24 protein-coding genes are annotated in these 19,425 nt (G+C 54.2%); 7 read left to right on the top strand and 17 right to left on the bottom strand.

The annotated features are described in order from the left end of the window. Positions 1-28: 28 nt before the first annotated feature. The 3 genes from VGM55_RS15115 to flgB are packed head-to-tail and all read right to left on the bottom strand — an operon-like array spanning position 29 to position 1,540. Positions 29-703, bottom strand: coding sequence for a flagellar hook assembly protein FlgD (locus VGM55_RS15115; RefSeq protein WP_331635924.1), 675 nt, complete (start codon positions 701-703; stop codon positions 29-31). 10 nt (positions 704-713) lie between these two features. Then, a complete protein-coding gene (gene flgC, locus VGM55_RS15110; RefSeq protein ID WP_154188200.1) occupies positions 714-1,118 on the bottom strand; it encodes a flagellar basal body rod protein FlgC in 405 nt (134 codons plus the stop codon). An 8-nt stretch (positions 1,119-1,126) separates the two neighbouring features. Further along, complete coding sequence (gene flgB / locus VGM55_RS15105; RefSeq protein ID WP_154188199.1) at positions 1,127-1,540, bottom strand: flagellar basal body rod protein FlgB; 414 nt, start codon at positions 1,538-1,540, stop codon at positions 1,127-1,129. Positions 1,541-1,800: 260 nt separating this feature from the next. Here flgB and flgA point away from each other — a divergent pair, with 260 nt between their 5' ends. From flgA to VGM55_RS15090, 3 genes are all read left to right on the top strand, one after another. Then, positions 1,801-2,505, top strand: coding sequence for a flagellar basal body P-ring formation chaperone FlgA (gene flgA, locus VGM55_RS15100; protein ID WP_331635923.1), 705 nt, complete (start codon positions 1,801-1,803; stop codon positions 2,503-2,505). Positions 2,506-2,581: 76 nt separating this feature from the next. Next, entirely contained in the window at positions 2,582-2,878 is a 297-nt protein-coding gene (flgM, locus tag VGM55_RS15095) for a flagellar biosynthesis anti-sigma factor FlgM (RefSeq protein WP_331635922.1), read from the top strand. Positions 2,879-2,897: 19 nt separating this feature from the next. After that, complete coding sequence (locus VGM55_RS15090) at positions 2,898-3,341, top strand: flagella synthesis protein FlgN (protein WP_154188196.1); 444 nt, start codon at positions 2,898-2,900, stop codon at positions 3,339-3,341. Positions 3,342-3,433: 92 nt separating this feature from the next. Here the strand turns inward: VGM55_RS15090 and fliT are convergent, their stop codons facing one another. Genes fliT through fliD form a run of 3 tightly spaced genes read right to left on the bottom strand, consistent with a single transcriptional unit; the run spans position 3,434 to position 5,685 of the window. Further along, entirely contained in the window at positions 3,434-3,772 is a 339-nt protein-coding gene (fliT, locus tag VGM55_RS15085) for a flagellar protein FliT (protein WP_154188195.1), read from the bottom strand. Beyond that, positions 3,765-4,172, bottom strand: coding sequence for a flagellar export chaperone FliS (gene fliS, locus VGM55_RS15080; protein WP_154188194.1), 408 nt, complete (start codon positions 4,170-4,172; stop codon positions 3,765-3,767). Before fliS ends, fliT begins: the two co-directional genes overlap by 8 nt. 43 nt (positions 4,173-4,215) lie before the next feature. Continuing rightward, the gene (fliD, locus tag VGM55_RS15075; RefSeq protein ID WP_331635920.1) at positions 4,216-5,685 is read right to left on the bottom strand and encodes a flagellar filament capping protein FliD; all 1,470 of its coding nucleotides are present in this window, start codon (positions 5,683-5,685) and stop codon (positions 4,216-4,218) included. A 336-nt stretch (positions 5,686-6,021) separates the two neighbouring features. On the opposite strand from fliD, the gene VGM55_RS15070 reads away from it, so the two are divergent. Then, on the top strand, positions 6,022-7,476 hold the full coding sequence (locus VGM55_RS15070; protein WP_331635919.1) for a flagellin: 1,455 nt from the start codon (positions 6,022-6,024) through the stop codon (positions 7,474-7,476). Positions 7,477-7,716: 240 nt separating this feature from the next. Here the strand turns inward: VGM55_RS15070 and VGM55_RS15065 are convergent, their stop codons facing one another. After that, positions 7,717-8,184 (bottom strand): DoxX family protein, encoded by a 468-nt coding sequence (locus tag VGM55_RS15065; RefSeq protein ID WP_331635918.1) that lies wholly within the window; start codon positions 8,182-8,184, stop codon positions 7,717-7,719. A 590-nt stretch (positions 8,185-8,774) separates the two neighbouring features. Here VGM55_RS15065 and VGM55_RS15060 point away from each other — a divergent pair. From VGM55_RS15060 to VGM55_RS15050, 3 genes are all read left to right on the top strand, one after another. Next, on the top strand, positions 8,775-9,587 hold the full coding sequence (locus VGM55_RS15060) for a winged helix-turn-helix domain-containing protein (RefSeq protein WP_154188191.1): 813 nt from the start codon (positions 8,775-8,777) through the stop codon (positions 9,585-9,587). Next, entirely contained in the window at positions 9,559-10,077 is a 519-nt protein-coding gene (locus tag VGM55_RS15055) for a hypothetical protein (protein ID WP_331635916.1), read from the top strand. Before VGM55_RS15060 ends, VGM55_RS15055 begins: the two co-directional genes overlap by 29 nt. An 84-nt stretch (positions 10,078-10,161) precedes the next feature. Further along, a complete protein-coding gene (locus VGM55_RS15050; RefSeq protein WP_331635983.1) occupies positions 10,162-10,749 on the top strand; it encodes an acyltransferase in 588 nt (195 codons plus the stop codon). Here the strand turns inward: VGM55_RS15050 and VGM55_RS15045 are convergent. From VGM55_RS15045 to fliL, 10 genes are all read right to left on the bottom strand, one after another. Beyond that, positions 10,731-11,855, bottom strand: coding sequence for a DegT/DnrJ/EryC1/StrS family aminotransferase (locus tag VGM55_RS15045; RefSeq protein WP_154188322.1), 1,125 nt, complete (start codon positions 11,853-11,855; stop codon positions 10,731-10,733). The genes VGM55_RS15050 and VGM55_RS15045 overlap by 19 nt on opposite strands. After that, positions 11,845-14,940, bottom strand: a complete 3,096-nt coding sequence (locus VGM55_RS15040) for a methyltransferase regulatory domain-containing protein (protein WP_331635915.1) — start codon at positions 14,938-14,940, stop codon at positions 11,845-11,847. Before VGM55_RS15040 ends, VGM55_RS15045 begins: the two co-directional genes overlap by 11 nt. 20 nt (positions 14,941-14,960) lie before the next feature. Beyond that, positions 14,961-15,215 (bottom strand): class I SAM-dependent methyltransferase, encoded by a 255-nt coding sequence (locus VGM55_RS15035; RefSeq protein WP_331635914.1) that lies wholly within the window; start codon positions 15,213-15,215, stop codon positions 14,961-14,963. 110 nt (positions 15,216-15,325) lie between these two features. Next, positions 15,326-16,105, bottom strand: a complete 780-nt coding sequence (gene fliR / locus VGM55_RS15030) for a flagellar biosynthetic protein FliR (RefSeq protein WP_154188189.1) — start codon at positions 16,103-16,105, stop codon at positions 15,326-15,328. Then, the gene (fliQ, locus tag VGM55_RS15025; RefSeq protein ID WP_154188188.1) at positions 16,105-16,374 is read right to left on the bottom strand and encodes a flagellar biosynthesis protein FliQ; all 270 of its coding nucleotides are present in this window, start codon (positions 16,372-16,374) and stop codon (positions 16,105-16,107) included. Before fliQ ends, fliR begins: the two co-directional genes overlap by 1 nt. A gap of 8 nt (positions 16,375-16,382) precedes the next feature. Then, positions 16,383-17,129: a flagellar type III secretion system pore protein FliP gene (gene fliP, locus VGM55_RS15020; protein ID WP_154188187.1), complete on the bottom strand. Its 747-nt coding sequence runs from the start codon at positions 17,127-17,129 to the stop codon at positions 16,383-16,385. A gap of 3 nt (positions 17,130-17,132) precedes the next feature. Next, positions 17,133-17,519: a flagellar biosynthetic protein FliO gene (gene fliO / locus VGM55_RS15015; RefSeq protein WP_154188186.1), complete on the bottom strand. Its 387-nt coding sequence runs from the start codon at positions 17,517-17,519 to the stop codon at positions 17,133-17,135. Further along, on the bottom strand, positions 17,519-17,893 hold the full coding sequence (fliN, locus tag VGM55_RS15010) for a flagellar motor switch protein FliN (protein ID WP_154188185.1): 375 nt from the start codon (positions 17,891-17,893) through the stop codon (positions 17,519-17,521). The genes fliO and fliN overlap by 1 nt, the downstream gene beginning before the upstream one ends. 6 nt (positions 17,894-17,899) lie before the next feature. Then, a complete protein-coding gene (fliM, locus tag VGM55_RS15005) occupies positions 17,900-18,901 on the bottom strand; it encodes a flagellar motor switch protein FliM (protein ID WP_154188184.1) in 1,002 nt (333 codons plus the stop codon). Positions 18,902-18,906: 5 nt separating this feature from the next. Then, complete coding sequence (gene fliL / locus VGM55_RS15000) at positions 18,907-19,407, bottom strand: flagellar basal body-associated protein FliL (RefSeq protein ID WP_154188183.1); 501 nt, start codon at positions 19,405-19,407, stop codon at positions 18,907-18,909. Positions 19,408-19,425 lie beyond the last annotated feature (18 nt).

Raw genomic sequence — 19,425 nt, 5'->3', positions numbered from 1 at the left:
TCCAGAAAGTAAGTAAGGGGTAAGAGAGTTACTGGATCAGATAGAGGTCGCGCAGCGTCACGGTTTTTCCACCCACCAGGTGCATCACGGCACCTTCCTCATTAAAGGAGACGCCCTCAACGCGGTTGCTAATCAACCCGGTGATGGTGGGAGCATCGCCGCTTGCCCGGCTGGCGGAGTAGGTGACTTTGTATTCCACGTCGGCGTCGGGTTCGGACGGCTGGAAGTTTTCCAGGTCATCAAGACTGAAGGTATTCACCCCGGCCTTAGCGCCTTTTAGTTCGGCGGTGTAGGCTTTACCGATTTCATCGGTAAAGGTGACGGTGACTTTGTCCGCCTCGCCCTTCAGGTTGAAGCTGAGTTCGTCATCCGCCTGAATCGTGTTCTGACTGCCCCATGTCACTTTGGCATCGCCTTCGGTATAGACATTGCGCCCTACCCAGGACGTGGCGCTCATTTCATTCATGTTTTGCAGCATCATGCCGACGGCATACACCGACTTGTTCAGCGTTTCGATACCGGCCGCGGTGTTGAACTGCGCTAGCTGGGAGGTCAGCTGGTTGTTATCCATCGGGTTAGTTGGATCCTGGTTTTGCATCTGCGCCACCAGCAGTTTCATAAAGCTTTCGCTCAGGTCCGCGGCGCTGTTGCCGTTGCCGCCCTGGTTGTTGCCGCTGGCGTTATTTACGGAAGAGACGGTCATTGGGCTGTCCTTATTGTCCCAGGCTTAAAGTTTTCAGCATCAGGGACTTGGCCGAGTTCATCACCTCGACGTTGGCCTGGTAGCTGCGGGAAGCGGAAATGGTGTTGACCATTTCGTTTACAACGTTAACGTTCGGCATCTTCACGTAGCCCTGCTCGTCCGCCAGCGGGTTACCCGGCTCATACACCAGCCGCGGTGGCGCACTGTTTTCCACCACATCGCTGACCTTCACGCCACCGATGTCGCCGCCTGCGGCGGGATCCACTTCAAACATCACCTGGCGCGCGCGGTACGGCTGGCCGTCCGGGCCAGCGGCGCTGTCGGCGTTGGCCATGTTGCTGGCACTAACGTTCAACCGCTTTGACTGGGCGGTCATCGCCGAGCCGGAAATATCAAAAACGCTAAATAACGACATCTGCTTAATTACCCTTGTGAAAGCACGCTCATCATTTTCTTAATATCCGCACCGAGGAACGTCAGGCTGGACTGATATTTGACGGCGTTGTCGGCAAAATTAATTCGTTCGCGATCCATATCTACCGTATTCCCGTCGGCGCTCGGCTGGTCCGGAATGCGGTATAAAAGCTGCGGGTCGTCAAACGGCGTCGCTTTCGCTTCAATATGCCGCGAAGAGGTTAATGACAGCGACACGGACGATTTTGCTAATGCCTGGTTTTCCGTGGCGTGCTTTAATTGCTGTGTAAAATCAATATCCCGCGCCATATACCCTGGGGTATCGGCGTTGGCGATATTTGATGCCAGAACTTCCTGCCGACGCGAAAGTAAGCCTAACGCCTCCTGCTGAAAGCGAAACGCATCATCAAGTTTATTGATCATGAAATTTGGCCTCGCGCCTGTAAAAATAACAGTCACATTTTAGTCAGCGCGGGTTAAATATTACACTGCAAAGACCTCGCAGAAATAAACGCTTTTAAGCTATTCAAGATAAAAAATCCGAAAATTAAAAAACCAACCTTTAAATTGGCGTCAATAATGAAGTTATTTAGCGCATTAAGTTAATGTTCTATTCGTTTATAATTTAAACATATTATTTATTCACGGCGTCTGCCCTTCCTTCTATTTAAGGCAGTTTTTCTATGCGTATTCTTTCCCGATTCTGCCTGCTTGCGCTTTGCCTCAGTGCGCCCCTTTATGCCGGCACCCATTCCCAGTCCGCCGGGCTCCAAAAGCTGCAGGTGGACATTGATGCGCTGCTGCAAAAACGCAGCCCGCGAAGTGAAGAGGCGGATCTGGTGCTCACCGGCCGCCTGCTTACGCCCGTAAGTCAGCTGGCCTCTCTCTGCGCAAACCCGGCGCTGTCTCTGCCGGGGAATGATTCGCGCCTGACAGGTAAACGCAGCGTGATAGCCCAGTGTGGATCCCGCAAATTTTTTATCCAGGTTCAGGTGAAAGCGCAGGGAACCTGGTGGGTGGCGAAGCGCCCTTTATCCGCGGGTACCGTGGTTCATCCCGGAGATATTGAGGCCCGCAGCGGGGTGGTAGAGCGTTCGCTGAAGGGGTTAATTTTCACCCCCAACGAGATTATCGGCCAGACGCTGACCCGTGCCGTGCCCGCCGGGCAGCCGCTGTTAGCCAGCCAGCTTCGCCAGCGATGGCAACTCCGGGCTGGCCAGCAGGTCGACGTGGTCACAACGGGCGATGGCTTCAGGATCCGCAGCAGCGCAAAGGCCCTCGGCAACGCGGCCGTCGACGACACGCTCAGGGTACAAACGCGTAACGGGCAGATTTTGAGCGGAAAAGTCAACGCCGCCGGTCAGGTGATGGTTTTTTTACGCGAATAAATTTCAGTTTTTTTTCCCGGCACCGATGAAACAGGTATACGCAAGTCGCAAGACGTTTTAACCGGCGAGGATAATTATGAGCATCGAACGCACAACAGCAGCCGCATCCGTAAGCAGCATTCAGCCAGCCCAGGAGATGCGTACCCGTCAGGCAGAGCAGGAGCAACAGCCTGGCACACCGGCCGCGGGCAGCGAGAGCAAAACCCAGGTCAGACTCAGCAGCCTGGCGCAACAGATCAAAACCGACGACACCCAGGACGTAGATTTTGAGCGTGTGGCAGCCATTCGAGCCGCACTGGAAGCCGGAGAATTACCGCTTGAACCGCGGAAAATTGCCGAGTCTCTGGTGCAGGAAATTTATCACTTTAGTTAAGAGTTGGGCCTCAGGATTTATGGATAAGCTATTCCCGATATTGTCGCAGATGAAATCGTCTCTGGATGAACTGGAGGCGATCATGATTGAAGAGATTAATCAGCTTAATCGCCCCAAAATTAATCCCGTCTCGCTGCAGGTGCTGACGGATAATAAAAGCCAACTGCTGTCGACGATTCAGTATTACGACGAACTGCGGCATCGGGAAGAGCGGGGGCCTGGGCTGCAGGCTCCTTACCGCCAGCAGGCAAAACTCTTTGCGCTCTGGCAACAGGTCACCGAACAAGTGCAGCAGACCAAAAGCCTCAATGACAAAGTGGAAGAGCTGCTATCGATGCACATGAAAAGAAATCAGCAGCTACAAAAAGTGGTGGAAAACGTCGGGGCCAGCCAGAGCCTTTACGGCGCAGATGGCGAAGCCACCAGCGCCACTACCGGGCGGGTTTACAATATTTCGGTATAGCGTCTTTTATCATTCATCATCTGTTGCCAGCTTATTCGCTGGCTTTTTTTTACCCAAAAGCCAGCGAATAAAGCAGAACAAAAGCAACAGCACTAGCGGGGAACGGAGGTAAACGGTGAAAGGTAGGCGTGGCTCGCGGCTTTGCCTTTATTAATGGAGGACATTTCTTTACGCAGAATATCAAGACGGCCACGCATGCGCTCCACCATCAGCGCCTCGTTTTCCAACAGGAGAGCAAGGTGTTGCTTAAGTTTTTCGTGCTCAGACGAAGATAGCGCCCCGGTATCAAGCGTGGTCAACGCTTCAACCTGAACAACGTACTCCGTCATCGTCTCGATAAACGCGTCCCACTCTCCCCGATGGGTAAATTCCAGCAGCGCGCGGTTTAATTCACTAATTTGCTGCAGCTTGCTCGCAATAACGTCAGCCATAATGTCCCGGTTTCCTTGTTGGCTCAATCTCTTTCCAGGTCGTGGAAAGGGTGGTCATGATCTCAATCAGGTGCGGCAGCTGCTCGGGCTGTTTTTGCAGGTTTAACAGCAGCAGATTACGCGAGACATATTCATAGAGGCTTTCCATCTCTTCCGTCACCGCGCCGCCAACCTCATGGTTTAGCGAGGCACGCAGGCCGTTGTCGATAATGTTAATCGCTCTGGAGATCATCTCCCCGCGCTTGGCGATATTACCGCTTTCAAAATAGATTTTTGCCCGCATCATGGCGCTGATTGCGCCGTCCATCAGCAGCGTGATCAGCTGGTGCGGCGTGGCACCTGCCACCTGGCTTTCTAAAGAGACCTGAGCGTAGGCGCTCTGGCCGGTTTTCGCGTACATAGTGAAGTCCTGCCGGGCGTCTTCCGCCCGGCGTAGAAGAGAATTAGAGGCTGCTTAACAGGCTATTAAGCTGGTTTTGGGTGTTGGTCATCTGGCTCATCGCCAGATCGAGACGTTCAAAGTCTTTACGGTTACGCTCGACGGTTTTCTCGATCATCTTTTCCAGCTGGGCAATACGCTCACTTACCTGCTTACCCTGCTCTTCCAGACCTTTGGTGGTCTGCTTGATGATGCCATCCACCTTCGGTTTGGCCTCGTCGTCGCCGATATAGGTCTTGATCACCGACTGCATTTTGTCGGCAATCCCTTCCTTGCCCGCTTTACCGAGGAACAGCGCTTCCATCGCGTCCGGGTTTTCCTTGATGGCCTCATCCAGCTTCTTGCTGTCGATGGTGAGTTTGCCGGTAGAGGCATCCTCGACCTTCACCTCGATCCCCATTTCGGCAAGCGACCCGAACACATCGCTGAGCTCGCTAAAGTTGCCGCCGGCAATTTCACGCATTTCGGTGGTCAGGCGGCGAAGGGTGCCGTTGCCCATCAGCGCACCGTTGCCCGGGTTAGGAGCATATGTCCCCTCAACGGGCGCCTTCCACGCGCTGGCGGAACTGGACTCGCTGATAAAGGCGTTATAAAGCTTTACAAATTCTTCAATGGCGCCTTTGAGCTTATTATTGTCTTTGGTGACGGAGAGGGTTTCGGCGATAAAACCGGTATCGTCTTTTTCAGAAAGCTGCTGCAGCTCTAACGTCATCCCGTCGATGGCGTCGGTAATGGTGTTGCTGCTGTGGCGCGTTACCACGCCATCTACCTCAATGATGGCGTTTTGCGCGGCGGCAATTTGCTTCATTGGAGCAGGACCCGGTCCAGGCATTGCGGGTACGTCCGGATCATAATTCAGCACACCTGCCAGCTTATCGTCACCCTCGACCTCAACCTTCATTTCACCGTCTTCGCCGGTTTTATTGGAGGTCAGGACCAGGGTAAAACCGCCGTTTTCTCCGGCACGAACCGACGCGGTCACGTCACCGCGCTGGGCGTTGATTTTTTTCTGGATCTGCTCCAGCGAGGTTTCATCCTTCGCCAGCTCAATTTCCATGGTTTCGCCGTCGCCAACGGTAATTTTTAGCGTGCGCGTACCTGCACTCTGGTCGCCCAGCTGGTCGGTTTTGCTGGTTTGCTCTGCGGTACCGATTTTGTGCTTGGTGGCCAACTGGTGTACGGCAATACTGTAGCTGTCGGGCAGTGCGCCGGCGCCGGCCGTGGCTTTAAACGCTTTATTGGTGCCGACGTTCACGCCATTGAAGCCGTCCGAGTCCAGCTTGCCGAGGTTGTTTTTTAACTCAGAAAGCGAGCTGGAAATCTTGCCCCAGGAAGACACCTGGTTGCTGTAGCTGGTTTTTTTGGTCTGATAAGGCACCAGCTTGGTTTGCTCCGCCTTTTTTATTTCTGCCAGCATCGCGGTGATATCCAGCGCCCCGCCCGAGCCAATTCCTGGCATTGAAAATCCGGCCATAATCTTCTCCTGTCTGTTAAATGAATGGCAGTGTCATAATTAGCTATCGGGGCATAATGATTTAAGTTTAATTTTTTCGCTGGCGGGGAACAATTCACCAGCCGCGGAGAAACACAATAGCGCGTTTATTTCGCCTTTAAATAGAGAAGGAAATAGCCCTCCGCATTTTATTCAGTGAATTACCGCCAATAGTGACGCTATTTATTCGATTGGTAAAAATATTCAAAAAAATATTTCAGTGTTATTTCCTCGTCACCGATAGCTAAGTTATGCGCAGCAATCGCCGCATATCCATAATTGCTTTAAACGGCAGCAACACTCAAAGAGGAATTGATAATGGCACAGGTCATTAATACCAACGCGCTGAGCCTGATGGCTCAAAACAACCTGAACAAATCCCAGGCGCAGCTGGGCACCGCTATCCAGCGCCTGTCTTCCGGCCTGCGTATCAACAGCGCGAAAGACGACGCTGCGGGCCAGGCTATCACCGGCCGCTTTACCGCTAACATCGAAGGCATGACCCAGGCCGCACGTAACGCCAACGACGGTATCTCCCTGGCGCAGACCACCGAAGGCGCGCTGAACGAAATCTACGACAACGTACTGAACATTCGTCGTCTGACTTCTCAGGCCCTGAACGGCACCAACTCCGAGTCTGATAAAAAGTCTATCCAGGAAGAGATCGATGCGCGTCTGTCCGAAATTGGCCGTATCGCCAAAGAGACCGAGTTCAACGGCGTGAACGTGCTGGACGGCTCCACCTCCCAGCTGAAAATTCAGATCGGCGCCAAAGATGGCCAGACCATTGATATCGACCTGCCGTCTATGGACCTGGAAAAACTGGGCCTCGACGGCTTCAGCATCACCAACGCCATCGGTAAAGGCTTTGAAGGTCCAACGCTGACGGGGCCTGGTCAGGAAGTCGCTGCTGGAGCAACGGTGGATTTCGGCGGTACTACTGCCGTCATGAATGACGCCAATATGAGCTTCATTGCTACAAATGTGTTTGGTACCGGTAAAACAGCTGCCGATCTCTCCCTCTATACCTCGACCGACGAAGACGGCGCTACGCATATTTATGCTATCGACGCAACGGACGGCGGCGAAGCCGTAGAAATTACCGGCATTACTGCTACTGGCGGGGCTATCGATGGTGTCAATACGGGTGACAAACTGTCCAAAGTCGACACTGACGTACTGCAAAATGGCCTGAGCAAAATTAAAAGCAGCGATCAGTTTACCGTTGGCCAATCCTTTACCGTGAAGACTACGGGTGGTGATGACATCAAACTGACGCTTGATGCGGCGATGCTTGATGACATTGCAGCTGAAGTCAATATGAATGTTGAAGACATGTCCCTCTACGGCGTCAACAACAATGGCACCATGGAGTACTATGCCATTGATAAAGACGGCAACGGCATGCAAGTTCCTCTCACCTATGACGGTAACAACTTGGCTGTCGGCACCGCAACCGCGGCCGGCGCAGCCGATATTGCTGCAATCGTTAACAACTCTAACGACAAACTGACCAAACTGGATGACGCGCTGGCGCAGGTTGATAGCTTCCGTTCCGGCCTGGGTGCGGTTCAGAACCGTTTCGGCTCCATTATCAGCAACCTGAACACCACCATCAACAACATGACCGAAGCCCGCTCCCGTATCCTGGACGCAGACTTCTCTTCTGAAGTGTCCGCCATGAGCCGCGCGAACATTCTGCAGCAGGCTGGCGTGACCGTACTGGGTCAGGCCAACCAGGTGCCGCAGAACGTGCTGAGCCTGCTGCGTTAATCGTCGGTCTGACTTAACCCCTACTACGCTCGGCGTCTCTCCGACCAGAGCCTTTGCCCTCCCTTACGGGAGGGCTTTTTTATGGGATTAAAACAGCCGAAAACACGGTTTTCGGCTGTTTGAGGCAGACCAGAGAACATTATTCGTTGTTTTTATGAGAGTGAAGTTCAGCCTTTGTAAAGACAACGAACGTTGTCAGCAGTCTTAGCCCTCCCGTGCGGAGGGCTTTTTTATGGCTAATTAAAAGAACCTCTTCAGCAGCCAGCCATCAACGCTATAGCCTAACCCTCCGCGCACCATCAGCATCAGGCAAATCAGCATATACAGCGGCTCCGGCAAATAAAGCAACCAGCTGTACCAGGTCAGAAAATTAATCCCCTCAGGAATGTAGTTCACACCGACGGTAATTAATGCGACCAGGCTGATAATAAACAGCACCGCGGCGCTAATGCGCGTAAGCAGGCCAGCGGCCAGCGAAAGCCCTAACGCGCATTCGCAGAACGAAACAAACACCGCCATCACCTCCGGGAAAGGAATACCGGCAGAGGTAATGGTTTCCAGCATCAGGTGCTGGTTGTCAGGCACAAATAGCTTGTTATAGCCGGTGGCAAAGAAAAACACCCCAATAGCCACGCGGGAAATCACCAGGGGATAATCAGACGAGGCCATTGAGGTATTCAATAACCGTTTAAAATCGTAGCCGTACATACCTTTCCTTAGTATTCAGCGTTTTTAAGGCGAGTTTATCCCGCCGTCCAAAACGAATAAGGGTTTAGAAAAAATAAACTATTTACTGCGGAATTACTCTGCGAGTATAGCGTTCAGCACCCGGGGTGCAACCCGGTAGCACCCGAATAAGCCTTTCTTCCGGCAACTTTAATATTATTACCGTTGCCCCACCGTTGACTTATTCATGAAGAAAATTCCCTGCATGAGCGCCGCCCCGGATTTAACCACACAAATTAAGTGGAAACATTTAAACGTGCTCGCCTGCCGCTAACCTGGTGCCGGGTAACGCAATTATCAGCACGCCGTCCCGCGTGCCGGGTAAAGCACGCCATCTCCAGAAGCCCGGGCCAGCATTAATCAGGATGAATAGACAAAAGCCCCGCCACGCCCAATAATTAATAATATTAAATTTGTTAAAGAGGCCGCGGAAAGCACTTGAAAAACAGCGTAATAAAACATAAAAAAGCTCACCGCAAACCTGCGGCACCGCGCGCACAGGACAACATCATTAAAAAAAACATTAAGCCGCTGAAAGCCTTTAGTTATCCACCTGGAAGATGCCCTTAACTATGCTTAACATCATTACCATCGGATCTTCAGCCACGCTCGACATGCAAACGCGAACGCTGACTCGCGTCGAGGATGGAGCAAGCATTACGCTGCCCGTCTCCGCCTGCCACTGTCTGAAAGCACTGGTTGAGGCCAAAGAAGACGTGCTGTCCCAGGAACAGCTTATGGACGTTGGCTGGCGCAACGCCGGCGTGGAAGTCACCGAAAACAGCGTACGGGTGATGATCAATAAGATTCGTCGCGCCATCCTGACGCTTGAAATGCAGAACAGCATGACGCTGCTTGCCGTTACGCGCAGCGGCTATCGGCTGATTATTCGTGATATTAGCGAAGAACCCGAGCCTGAGGCGGTTATCGCCCCGCAAAAGCCAGAGGCCCCCACGCCCGAGAAAACCATCACGTCTTCAGCCCCTTCCCCGGCAGCCGGCGTCAAAAAAACCTCACGCTGGCCACGCCGCGCGCTCATCGCGCTGGCCGGGGCTGCCGCAGGAAGTCTTGCCGCCGTATTAGCCATTAGTCTGGTAAAAGTCGAACCCGATGACGTCCATTTCGTGCACTGGAGCGGAGACAATATCCCGCCGCAAACGGAGGTTTGGGTGCCCGCGGAGCGGCAGCACCAGACAGCGGCTATTCGCAAAACGCTGCAGCTCTACCGCGACTACGCGCTTAAGCGCGAGGCAAAAAGCGAACAGGCCCGGCATCTTTATATTACGATCGGCGACAACCCCCAGTTTGTAGGCCTGATAGCCTGCGTTGACCCGCTTCAGGCTTCGGAGAATAACTGTGAATCGTACTATTTTAAAGACCGTTAAATCCCCCGGCGTGCTGCTGTTTGCGGCAGGGTTTGCCGTCGCCGTACTGGGGTTTGCGATGAAAGAGTTCTTCTTCTATCCGGTAAAAGCGGTGTGCGTGGCGCCGGTTTCTTATTATTCGATTGACGAAGACGAAAACTGGACGCTAACGAGAGGGGTTTACCGTTTTTACCGTGAAGGGTTAACCCATGGCCGCACGGTGTATATCGGCACCATTAGCCACTTTGTCGGCGACCTGCCGAAGCAAAGCCCAATCCCGGTCCTGCGTGAGGTTCGCTTCACTGGCATCCTGGAAAAGAATATTATGCGCACCACCGTAGCCTCCCAAAGCCGCCGCCTGGGCGACCAGAGCACCGATGCAGAAGTGGTGAAATATGTCTTCCCGCATATTACGCCGGGGGAAACCAGTACCAGCTCGCTCTATCTGCTGAATGGCAAAGTGATAGCCTCTGGAACCGAAACCGTACCGCGTATACTGTGCATCAACTGACGCGCTTTGGCGTCATAGCCGCCGCACCAACGGGCAAATGATGCCCAGCGCGATACCTTAATTAACGTCTCAGGACATCTTATGATGGAAAGATTCAACCCCGGTTACTACAACGAACAGCAGCTTTCAGAGGCAGGGCTCCAGTCCGTCGGTAAGAACGTGCTGGTGGCAAAAAACTGTACCATCGTTGGGCTTGAGAACATGTCCATTGGTGATAATGTGCGCATTGACGGGTTCACCACCCTGATTGCCGCCGGTGAAGGCTATTTGCACATTGGCTCATACGTGCATATCGGCGGTTATAGCGCTATTTTCGCCGGGGCTGGCGTAACGATGGATGATTTTTCCGGACTTTCGCAGGGCGTGAAAATCTACTCGAAAAGCGATGACTACAGCGGCGCATTTATGACTAACCCTACCGTACCGGCGCATCTTACCAACGTGCAAAGTGGAGCCGTGGTCATTGGGCGTCACGCTATTGTCGGTTCACAATCGATTATTATGCCGTCGGTATCTCTTAATGAAGGCACCGCCGTTGGGGCGAATTCTTTAGTCATGAAATCTACCGAGGAATGGTCAATTTATTTTGGCTCCCCGGCAAAAAAAATAAAAAACCGCAAACGCAATCCGCTTTTACTGGAACAGCAAATTTATCAAGCGGGCCTGGCCTGACCCGCAACAATATTGACTATTTTGCTTACCACACCGGACTCCAGCCCCGGGTAAAACGGCAGGCAAATTACCCTGTCGGCAACAAAATGCGCATTGGGCAATGCCTCTGGCTCTGCGCCCCGGGCGTGCCTATACATATGAAAGCTGGTAATCAGCGGGTAGAAATAGCGGCGGGGGATAATATTGCGTGCCACTAACGCATCAAAAAGCTCATCGCGCGTTAATGGATAGTTATCTTCGACCACGACCGGAAAATAGGCGTAATTCCAGCCCAGCCCTTCAGGGACAGAAGGTAGGGTAATTCCGTCGATGCCTTCCAGCCCCTGCCTGAACTGCGTATAAAGCGCCGTACGCTGTTCAATAGCGCTATCTATATGCTGGAGCTGCAATAGCCCCCAAGCCGCCTGCAGCTCGTTCATTTTGCCGTTAATGCCCGCGGCAACCACGGTGTTTTCATCGGCTATGCCGAAGTTTTTCAGCAGATCGATACGCCGCTTCATGCTGGCGTCGTGGCAAATTATCGCCCCACCCTCAATGGTATTAAACACCTTGGTGGCGTGGAAACTCAGTACGGAGAGGTCGCCCTCCAGCAATACACTGCGGCCCTGCTGGCGCACACCAAAGGCATGGGCGGCATCGTAAATCACCTTCAGGCCATAGAGGTCGGCAATCTGCTGAATACGTGCCGTGTTGCAGGGCAACCCGTAGCAGTGCACCGGCATAATGGCCGTGGTATGGCTTGTAATGGCCTGCTCTATTTGCTCAGCATCGAGATTAAAGCCACCGGGTTCGGTATCAACAAACACCGGCGTCAGACCGTTCCAGAGCAGGGAGTGTGCGGTAGCCACAAACGAGTATGGTGTGGTAATCACCTCCCCGGTCACGCGCAGCGCCTGTAAAGCGGTCAGCAATGCCATTGTGCCATTGGAAAACAGGCACAGATGCTCCACGCCAAGGTAGTCCGCCAGCGCCTCTTCCAGTTGCTGATGGCAGGGGCCGTTATTGGTGAGCTGCTGGTTATCCCAAATCTGTTCAAGGTAAGGGATAAACGCCTCCAGCGGCGGCATCAGAGGGCGAGTAACATAGGTCTTTTTCTCACTCTGCATCGCCGTCGCTCCAGCGGTGTTCATCTTCAATCACCAGCGCCGACGGCGGCTCACCGCTCAGATGGCGCTGCCAGACGGCTTCCAGCATTTTTTCAAAATAATACGCATTGTGACTGTGACTTTGTTCACGCCGGATAATACGCTGCCGCATTCCCTGACGCAGCGCATTCAGATAATCACGGCGACCATCCAACTCAATAACCTTACGGGCATAATCTTCAAGACTGGTGGTAACAAATGCTTCCAGGCCTATAAGTCGCATGGCCAGCGCCGACGTACGCGAAACCGCAGAGGTTTCAATGGTCGTCACCAGAGGCACCCCCATCCAGATCGCATGCTGCGCGGTGGTACCCGCTGAGTACGGATGAGAGTCGAGCAGGATATCCACTTCATGGTGCAGCGCCATATAGTCTGCAAAGTTTTGCTTAGTGCGGAACTCAAGCTGCTCACGGGCCACACCGCGCCGGGTCATCTGCTGCGCATAGTGTTCCATCATCGCTTCATCGGCCATAAAGCCCATCAGCATACGCGCATGAGGTAATTCACGCAGAATACTTGCCCAGCAGTCGAGGAGCGTCGGGGTCAGCTTTTGCGGCCGGTTGAAGCTGCCGAGGGTCAGATAGCCGTTTTTCAGCGCCGGGAGCGCATTTACCGCCGGGGCTCTGGCGCTGTATTCAAACAGCTTCGCCGAAGGCAGTGAGATAAGCTTTTCGCAAAATACGCCGTCCAGCTCACCGGGCTGCGCCAGGCCGTCCGGCATCAGGTAGTAATCCATCTGCGGCAGGCCGGTGGACCCCACAAAGCCAATCCACGACATTTGCACTGGCGCAGGCTTCAGGGCGAAGACCGGCAGCCTGTGACCGGCGGTAAACCCGGAAAGATCGACAAGAATATCAATTTCATCGGCGGCAATCCGCGCCGCGGTTTCCTGTTCCCCCATTCCCCCAACGTGAAGGTAGCTTGTCGCGCTCTCCCGGTAGAGCTCGCTAATGGCATCTTCCCTGCCGGTGGCGTAAGCATAAAGCTCGTAGCGCTGGCGGTTGAGGGACTTCCAGACCGGATAAATAAAGGAATGTACCGGGTGGTTATTGAGATCGCCCGAAACAAACCCTACGCGCAGCGTTTTTCGCTGCGGATTCTGGCGTGCAGAAGGCGTGGGATAACTTAGCTTTTGCCCCCATTCGGTCACCAGTCTGCCGTATTCCCGGTGCTGCTGGAACTTCTCAGCCGCCGGCATTTTATCATCATGGGACAGTAAGAAGACGTACATTCCCTGCGCGGTAACCAGAGAAACTGCGCTGTCAGGCTGGGCCAATACTTGACGACAAAGGCTTATTGCCTCAGAAAAACGCCCGGTATGGCTAAACAGAATGGCCAGGCTTAACAAACTGGTGCTGTTCTTCTCATCCAGTTCGATAGACCGTCTCAGACAATGCTCTTCAAGCTTTAACTCATCCATTACCTTGTAGTAGCCAGATAAGCATTGCCAGCCACGGCTGCGGCCAGGGGTTCGCTTAATCAGATACTGGCTCAGCAGTTTTGCGCTTTGAGAGCGGCTTTCCTGCTGGCCAAAAATTTGTGCAATCAGCCATAGCGCCTGCGGATAATCCCCCCCCAAACCAAGGCGCTTGCCCTGGAGCATTAGCGCCATATCGAAATCGCCGCCGTGGCGGCAGGCGTTGGCGGCCAGCATCAGGAAGCGCCCGTCCCGCCCGTGAGCGGGCAGCAGCTCGCTAATTTGTGCTTTGGCCTGCTGAATCATGCCTGATTTAAGCAGAGCTTCAAGCGCGTGCCCTTGCTTAACCGGCAGCGTTTCCCGGGGCTTTTGATTGACGATGGCGCGCTCTTCCGCCGCCGTCAGCTGCCCGCCGAGCGACGGTGGACCGATCGTCACCAGGTACGTTTTCAGGCAGGCTTCCAGCTGCGGCCTGTCGCCATTTGCCATCACCGCCTGCCACAGCGTCACCCATGCCGGTGCGCTGCCGCTAATCAGCCCTTTTCCTGCCAGTTCAATCGCCGTTCGGACATCCTGCGTGGAACGAAGGGCAAAACCGTTTTTACAAAGCGCCCACTCCGGCTGCCTGAAGGTCACGCGCTCGCCCCACCAGTTACTGCGCAGGCAGTACTCTCCGCTGGCTACTTCGCTCTCGCTGAAAGAGCAGACAGCTCGCAGCGGCTTGTTACGCTGAAGATTGTACGGAGAAGGTGCCGAGGCAACGTACAGCATCGGCGGCTTACTCAGATACAGCTCTCGTAACGCCCGCAGCATCTTCTCCCGGTGCTGCTCCGGCTTTTCCGGCTCCAGCGTCAGTTGAATAAGCTGTTCCGTACTGAGTGAACGCGGCCACGCTGCGCCCATCCAGTCCAGCAGGCTGCGCACCTCCGGCGTGGCGGTCACCACTTTATCTCCACCGCGTGTCAGCCGCTGGTTTTCATCATCCGTTAGCCCGTAATAGGCCGCCCAGTGCAGGGTGTCGATTTTTTCCAGCTCAGGATTATCGCATACCGGCTGCGGCGACAACGCCGAGATCAGCAGACTAAAGCGTTCGCTGCGCTGCACGGCAAAGTCCAGATACTGCTGGGCTTCCAGCCGGCTTTTCCCTGGGTTTATCACGCGCTGTAGCTGATGGACGTGTTCACTATAATGGCGGGCAATTTCATACTGCGGCACAACGTCGCCAATCAGGCGCAGCCCGCTGGCCTCCACGCGCGCGGTAAACTCGCTGAGCAGACAGGCATCGTTGCTTTGCTCAAGGTATTGAGCCATCAGTTCAGCGTCGCTCATTTGCAGCGCCTGCTGGGCCTGGCGCTTGATTTCCCCTTCGCCGTCGACCATTTCCATAAAGGTCAGGATCGCTCTGGCGCTGGACAGCCACCCCTGCTCGGTTTGCGCGTCACGGGTATGAAAAGCGATAGCCTGATGAAACAACGTGTTTGCCCTGGCGCCGGGTAAGACGTTCCACTTTACGGCAATCAAGCCGCTTTCACTTAATTGGTTGCTGCACCAGCTCAGCAAGGCTTCTCTGGTTTCTTCATCCAGTAAAGAATAAAGCCGAGGCAGAATAATATAATCAAATTTACCCACGTCGAGGGAAAGCAGGTCGCCTATCCCCAGACAGTAAAAATGAATATTATGTCCGCGGCGGTCATGGCGGCATTGATACGCTCCGGATCGATATCCACGCCCACGCAGGTGCTTTCAGGATACGCCGAGGCGTGACACAGTAGGCTTTCTCCGCTGCCGCAGCCAATATCCAGCACGGTGGCGCGTGCCTGTTCCGCACAGGTGAAATTATACAGCCAGGCCGCCGAGGCGATGGCTGCCGGAGAATAATGCCAGCTGGAATAGAGAGGGTTCACGTAAATAGACCATTAATAGCGATTTTATTACCGCTGATTTTATCATCAGGGGTAATGGGCCTATTTTGAAATAAGCTGACAGAAGTGCAGAGAGTTATCGCTTCGGTTATTTAGCTAAATGCCATAATAAGCGTCGAGAGGTTTTCAAAACCGCTAGCCATTAATCTTTCAAAGAACGGAGCCAGCGTCTGGGCAATCAGTGAAAGCGCCACCATGCCCGCGGTTAATGTCAGCGGGAAGCCCACCACAAAGATCGACAGCTGCGGCGTCAGGCGATTCAGCAGGCCAAGCGTGAAGTTAATACACAGCAGGACGGAGATAATCGGCAGGCCAAGCATCAGTCCCTGTCGGAAAATGATGCCCGCCTGCTGCACCAGATAGAGGAAACCGCCCGCGTGCAGCGGCGCGTCGTTCACCGGCAACTGATGGAAGCTTTCGGCCAGAAAAGCGATCAACCACAGGTGGCCGTTAAAAACCAGAAACAGCAGCGTCACCAGCAGGTTAAGAAAGCGAGCGATCACCGGGGAGTTCCCCGCGGCCGGGTCAAAGAAAGTGGCAAAAGAGAGCCCCATCTGCATACCGATGATCTCACCGGCCATTCGCACGGTAGCGAACAGCAGCTGCATCGCCAGGCCGATAGATGCGCCAATAATGACCTGTTTAGCTATCACCCATACGCCTTGCCAGGAGTAGACGCCGATACCGCTCTCCGGCAGGTGGCCGCCAATCAACACCGCAGCCAGTACCGCCAGCCCAATACGCACGCGTTTTGGCACGCCGTTTTCACCAAATACCGGGGCAGCAGTCAGCAGCGCCGCCAGCCGCACGGTAATGAAAAAATAGTGGCTCAGTAGAGCGTAGAGCTGCTCAAGCGGAAGGGAGAATGCCATTAGCCAATCACGGAGGGAATACTGATGATGAGCAAGCGGGTGTATTCAATAAAGTTGCGCATCATCCACGGCCCAAGCATCACCGCAATGCCGACGATCACCAAAATTTTAGGGATAAACGTCATGGTCATTTCGTTGATCTGTGTCGCCGCCTGCAAAATGCTGATGATAAGACCGGTCACCAGCGCCGCCAGCAGCAGCGGCCCCGCGACCATCAGGCCAACTTTAATGGCCTGGATACCAATACCCATTACGCTTTCAGGAGTCATTGCTCTACCTAACTGTAAAAACTTTGCGCCAGCGAGCCCATCATCAGCTGCCAGCCGTCAACCAGCACGAACAGCATCAGCTTAAACGGCAGCGCGATAGTCGCGGGCGGCACCATCATCATCCCTAGCGCCATTAAAATACTGGCGACGACCAGGTCGATTATCAGGAACGGAATAAAGATCGTGAAGCCTATCTGGAAGGCGGTTTTCAGCTCGCTGGTGATAAACGCCGGTACCAGAATGCCGAGCGGTACCGCCTCTGGCCCTTCGATATCGCCGGACTTAGCGATCTGCGCAAACATTGCCAGATCGTTTTCCCGCGTCTGCTCGAGCATAAACGCCCGTAGCGGCTGTACCCCTTTTTCCAGCGCCACTTCCATGGTGATTTTGTTTTCCTGCAGCGGCACCCAGGCCTCTTTGTGGATCTGGTTGAAGACCGGTGACATCACGTAAAACGTCAGGAACAGCGCCAGCCCGACCACCACCTGATTTGGCGGCGCCGTGGGCGTACCCAGCGCATTACGCAGCAGGCCAAGCACGATAATGATGCGGGTAAACCCGGTCATCATCAGCATCAGCGCGGGCAGGAAAGTTATCGAGCTAAGCAAAACCAGCGTTTGCACCGGCAGCGTCCAGCCGCCGTCCCCTGCGGGCTTCATCAGCGTAATATCGCCGTTCGCCGCCAGCGCACCGGCTGCGGGCAACAGTAACCCTGCCCCCAGCGTCAGGAGGCGGAACGGAAGACGGAGAGTCATAAATTAATCCTTGCGGTATTTCTGGCGCAGCGCGGTCAGTACGGAAGAAAAATCGAGGCAGGGCTTAGCGTCATGTGTCTGCGGAGACGGTTCATCGGCCTCAAGCGTCGCCAGGCAGGAGATCTGCCCGGCGGTGACGCCGAGCACAAGGCGGCAACCCTGCACGTCCACCACCACCACGCGCTCGCGGTTGCCGAGGGATTTGCTGGCAACCAGGTTGATCGCGCCTTTACCGTCGTTGAGTCGACCGGCAATCCCGCTGCGGCGAGCCAGCCAAGCCAGCGCCACCATCGTCAGGACGATCAGCGCCAGCGCACCGGAGACGGTCATCAGCAGCGAGTCGCCCGCCAGCACATCGCCAGACGCGGCCGGTAGTGTGGATGCATTCATTAGCGGCTCAGGCGGTGCATACGCTCAGACGGCGTGATGATATCGGTAATGCGGATACCGAACTTATCGGAAACCACCACCACTTCCCCCTGGGCAATCAGATAGCCGTTGATCAGAATATCCAGCGGTTCACCCGCCAGGCCATCCAACGACACCACGGACCCCTGGCTCAGGCGCAGTAGCTCCTTGATGGTCATCTTGGTTCGCCCCAGCTCTACCGTCATCTTGACCGGAATGTCGAGGATCATATTCATCTCTTCGCCCAGCGGGGACGAGGCCATATTTTTACCCACGCCCTCTGACTGCTGCTCGCTCATCGCCTCACCCCAGAGGTCGTCCATCGCGGCGCCCGGCGCGTGATTATTGTCGCTCATGGGAAATTACTCCTTATCTAACGAAGGTAATGCGGATCGAATCATCTGCTCGACCTTCAGCGCATATTGATTATTGACCGAGCCATACTTCGCCGTGAACACCGGCACGCCGCCGACGCTGGCCTCTATTAACTCTTGTTTTTCCAGCGGAATAACATCCCCTTTCTTGAGCTTCATGACTCTTGAAAGGCGGGTATCCGCATCGCCGAAGCGGGCAACGACCTCCAGCTCCGTCTGGCGCATATGGTGGGTTAACAGCCCCCGCCACTGGGTATCATCCTGCCCCGCGCTGTCCATTGGCGGATTACTTAGCAGCTCACGTAATGGCTCGATGGTGCTAAACGGAATACAAATGTTGAATTCACCCTGATGCGAACCGATTTCCACAGAAAACGGCGTGGTTACCACCACGTCATTCGGCGACGAGGTGATGTTGGTAAATTTCACCTGCACTTCAGAGCGAATGTATTCAGTTTTAATTTTGAAAATGGAGCTCCAGGCAAACTCATAGGCCTCCTGCGCCATCGCCAGCATGCGGTGGATAACGCGCTGCTCGGTGGGCGTAAATTCCCGCCCGTCGGCTTTGGTCGGAAAGCGCCCGTCGCCGCCAAACAGGTTGTCCACCGCCATAAACACCAGCCCCGGCGAAAACGCCATCAGCGACGTGCCGCGCAGCGGGTTGAGATGCAACAAGTTCAGGTTGGTCGGCACCGGTAAATTACGGGCAAACTCGTGGTACGGCTGGATCTTAATATTGCCAGCGGTAATATCCGGGCTGCGTCGCAGCAGGTTAAACAGCCCCATGCGGAACTGACGGGCAAAACGTTCATTAATAATTTCAAGCGAATGCAGACGCTCGCGGATCACCCTTCGCTGGGTATTCGGATCGTAAGGCCGCGCCTCATTATCCAGCGGCGGCGGCTGATGCCGCTCTGCGCTCTCATCAGAGGCGGAATCGGCATTCAGCAGGCGATCGATTTCGGCCTGAGATAAAAAGCTGTCGGACATAGTCGTTACCGCAGAATAAATTCGTTAAACAGAACGTCGCTCACTTTTACCGACTGGTTCATCGCCAGAGGTTTACTGATTTCCTGGCTGATACGGGTAATGAGTTGCGATTTACCTTCATTGCTGACCAAATCTTCATACGTTAACCCGGAGAGCAGAAGAAAAATTCTGCTGCGGTATTCCGGTAAATGTTTTTCCAGCGTTTGCTGAGATTTTTGGTCTGCCAGATTCAACGACAGCCCAATAAATAACACGCGATCGGATTCATTGTTCGTCGGCTTCAGGCTGACGGTAAACGTATTTAGCGGTACGTACAGCGGGTCTTTATTTAGCACTACCGTTTCGGCAGCAAACGCTTCCTGCACGCCAGAATTTTTCAGCTTATTCACTTCCAGAAATAAATAGCCGGCTGCCGCACAGGCGGCCAGCGTTAAAATCAGCATGAAGATCACCAGCAAAGAGCGGGATGAGCTGCCGCCAGCAGATTTTTTATTTTTGTTACGCATTGAACATTAAACTCTGTA

Origin of the sequence: Cedecea sp., from assembly GCF_036500665.1 — a bacterium.
In the GTDB taxonomy this organism is placed as follows: Bacteria; Pseudomonadota; Gammaproteobacteria; order Enterobacterales; family Enterobacteriaceae; genus Cedecea.
This window is presented reverse-complemented; position numbering and strand designations above follow the sequence as displayed.

What these genes read in the sequence shown, in the direction of transcription:
- VGM55_RS15115 (WP_331635924.1), bottom strand. Translation starts at nt 703, where the DNA reads ATGACCGTCTCTTCCGTAAATAACGCCAGCGGCAACAACCAGGGCGGC.
- flgC (WP_154188200.1), bottom strand. Translation starts at nt 1,118, where the DNA reads ATGTCGTTATTTAGCGTTTTTGATATTTCCGGCTCGGCGATGACCGCC.
- flgB (WP_154188199.1), bottom strand. Translation starts at nt 1,540, where the DNA reads ATGATCAATAAACTTGATGATGCGTTTCGCTTTCAGCAGGAGGCGTTA.
- flgA (WP_331635923.1), top strand. Translation starts at nt 1,801, where the DNA reads ATGCGTATTCTTTCCCGATTCTGCCTGCTTGCGCTTTGCCTCAGTGCG.
- flgM (WP_331635922.1), top strand. Translation starts at nt 2,582, where the DNA reads ATGAGCATCGAACGCACAACAGCAGCCGCATCCGTAAGCAGCATTCAG.
- VGM55_RS15090 (WP_154188196.1), top strand. Translation starts at nt 2,898, where the DNA reads ATGGATAAGCTATTCCCGATATTGTCGCAGATGAAATCGTCTCTGGAT.
- fliT (WP_154188195.1), bottom strand. Translation starts at nt 3,772, where the DNA reads ATGGCTGACGTTATTGCGAGCAAGCTGCAGCAAATTAGTGAATTAAAC.
- fliS (WP_154188194.1), bottom strand. Translation starts at nt 4,172, where the DNA reads ATGTACGCGAAAACCGGCCAGAGCGCCTACGCTCAGGTCTCTTTAGAA.
- fliD (WP_331635920.1), bottom strand. Translation starts at nt 5,685, where the DNA reads ATGGCCGGATTTTCAATGCCAGGAATTGGCTCGGGCGGGGCGCTGGAT.
- VGM55_RS15070 (WP_331635919.1), top strand. Translation starts at nt 6,022, where the DNA reads ATGGCACAGGTCATTAATACCAACGCGCTGAGCCTGATGGCTCAAAAC.
- VGM55_RS15065 (WP_331635918.1), bottom strand. Translation starts at nt 8,184, where the DNA reads ATGTACGGCTACGATTTTAAACGGTTATTGAATACCTCAATGGCCTCG.
- VGM55_RS15060 (WP_154188191.1), top strand. Translation starts at nt 8,775, where the DNA reads ATGCTTAACATCATTACCATCGGATCTTCAGCCACGCTCGACATGCAA.
- VGM55_RS15050 (WP_331635983.1), top strand. Translation starts at nt 10,162, where the DNA reads ATGGAAAGATTCAACCCCGGTTACTACAACGAACAGCAGCTTTCAGAG.
- VGM55_RS15045 (WP_154188322.1), bottom strand. Translation starts at nt 11,855, where the DNA reads ATGCAGAGTGAGAAAAAGACCTATGTTACTCGCCCTCTGATGCCGCCG.
- fliR (WP_154188189.1), bottom strand. Translation starts at nt 16,105, where the DNA reads ATGGCATTCTCCCTTCCGCTTGAGCAGCTCTACGCTCTACTGAGCCAC.
- fliQ (WP_154188188.1), bottom strand. Translation starts at nt 16,374, where the DNA reads ATGACTCCTGAAAGCGTAATGGGTATTGGTATCCAGGCCATTAAAGTT.
- fliP (WP_154188187.1), bottom strand. Translation starts at nt 17,129, where the DNA reads ATGACTCTCCGTCTTCCGTTCCGCCTCCTGACGCTGGGGGCAGGGTTA.
- fliO (WP_154188186.1), bottom strand. Translation starts at nt 17,519, where the DNA reads ATGAATGCATCCACACTACCGGCCGCGTCTGGCGATGTGCTGGCGGGC.
- fliN (WP_154188185.1), bottom strand. Translation starts at nt 17,893, where the DNA reads ATGAGCGACAATAATCACGCGCCGGGCGCCGCGATGGACGACCTCTGG.
- fliM (WP_154188184.1), bottom strand. Translation starts at nt 18,901, where the DNA reads ATGTCCGACAGCTTTTTATCTCAGGCCGAAATCGATCGCCTGCTGAAT.
- fliL (WP_154188183.1), bottom strand. Translation starts at nt 19,407, where the DNA reads ATGCGTAACAAAAATAAAAAATCTGCTGGCGGCAGCTCATCCCGCTCT.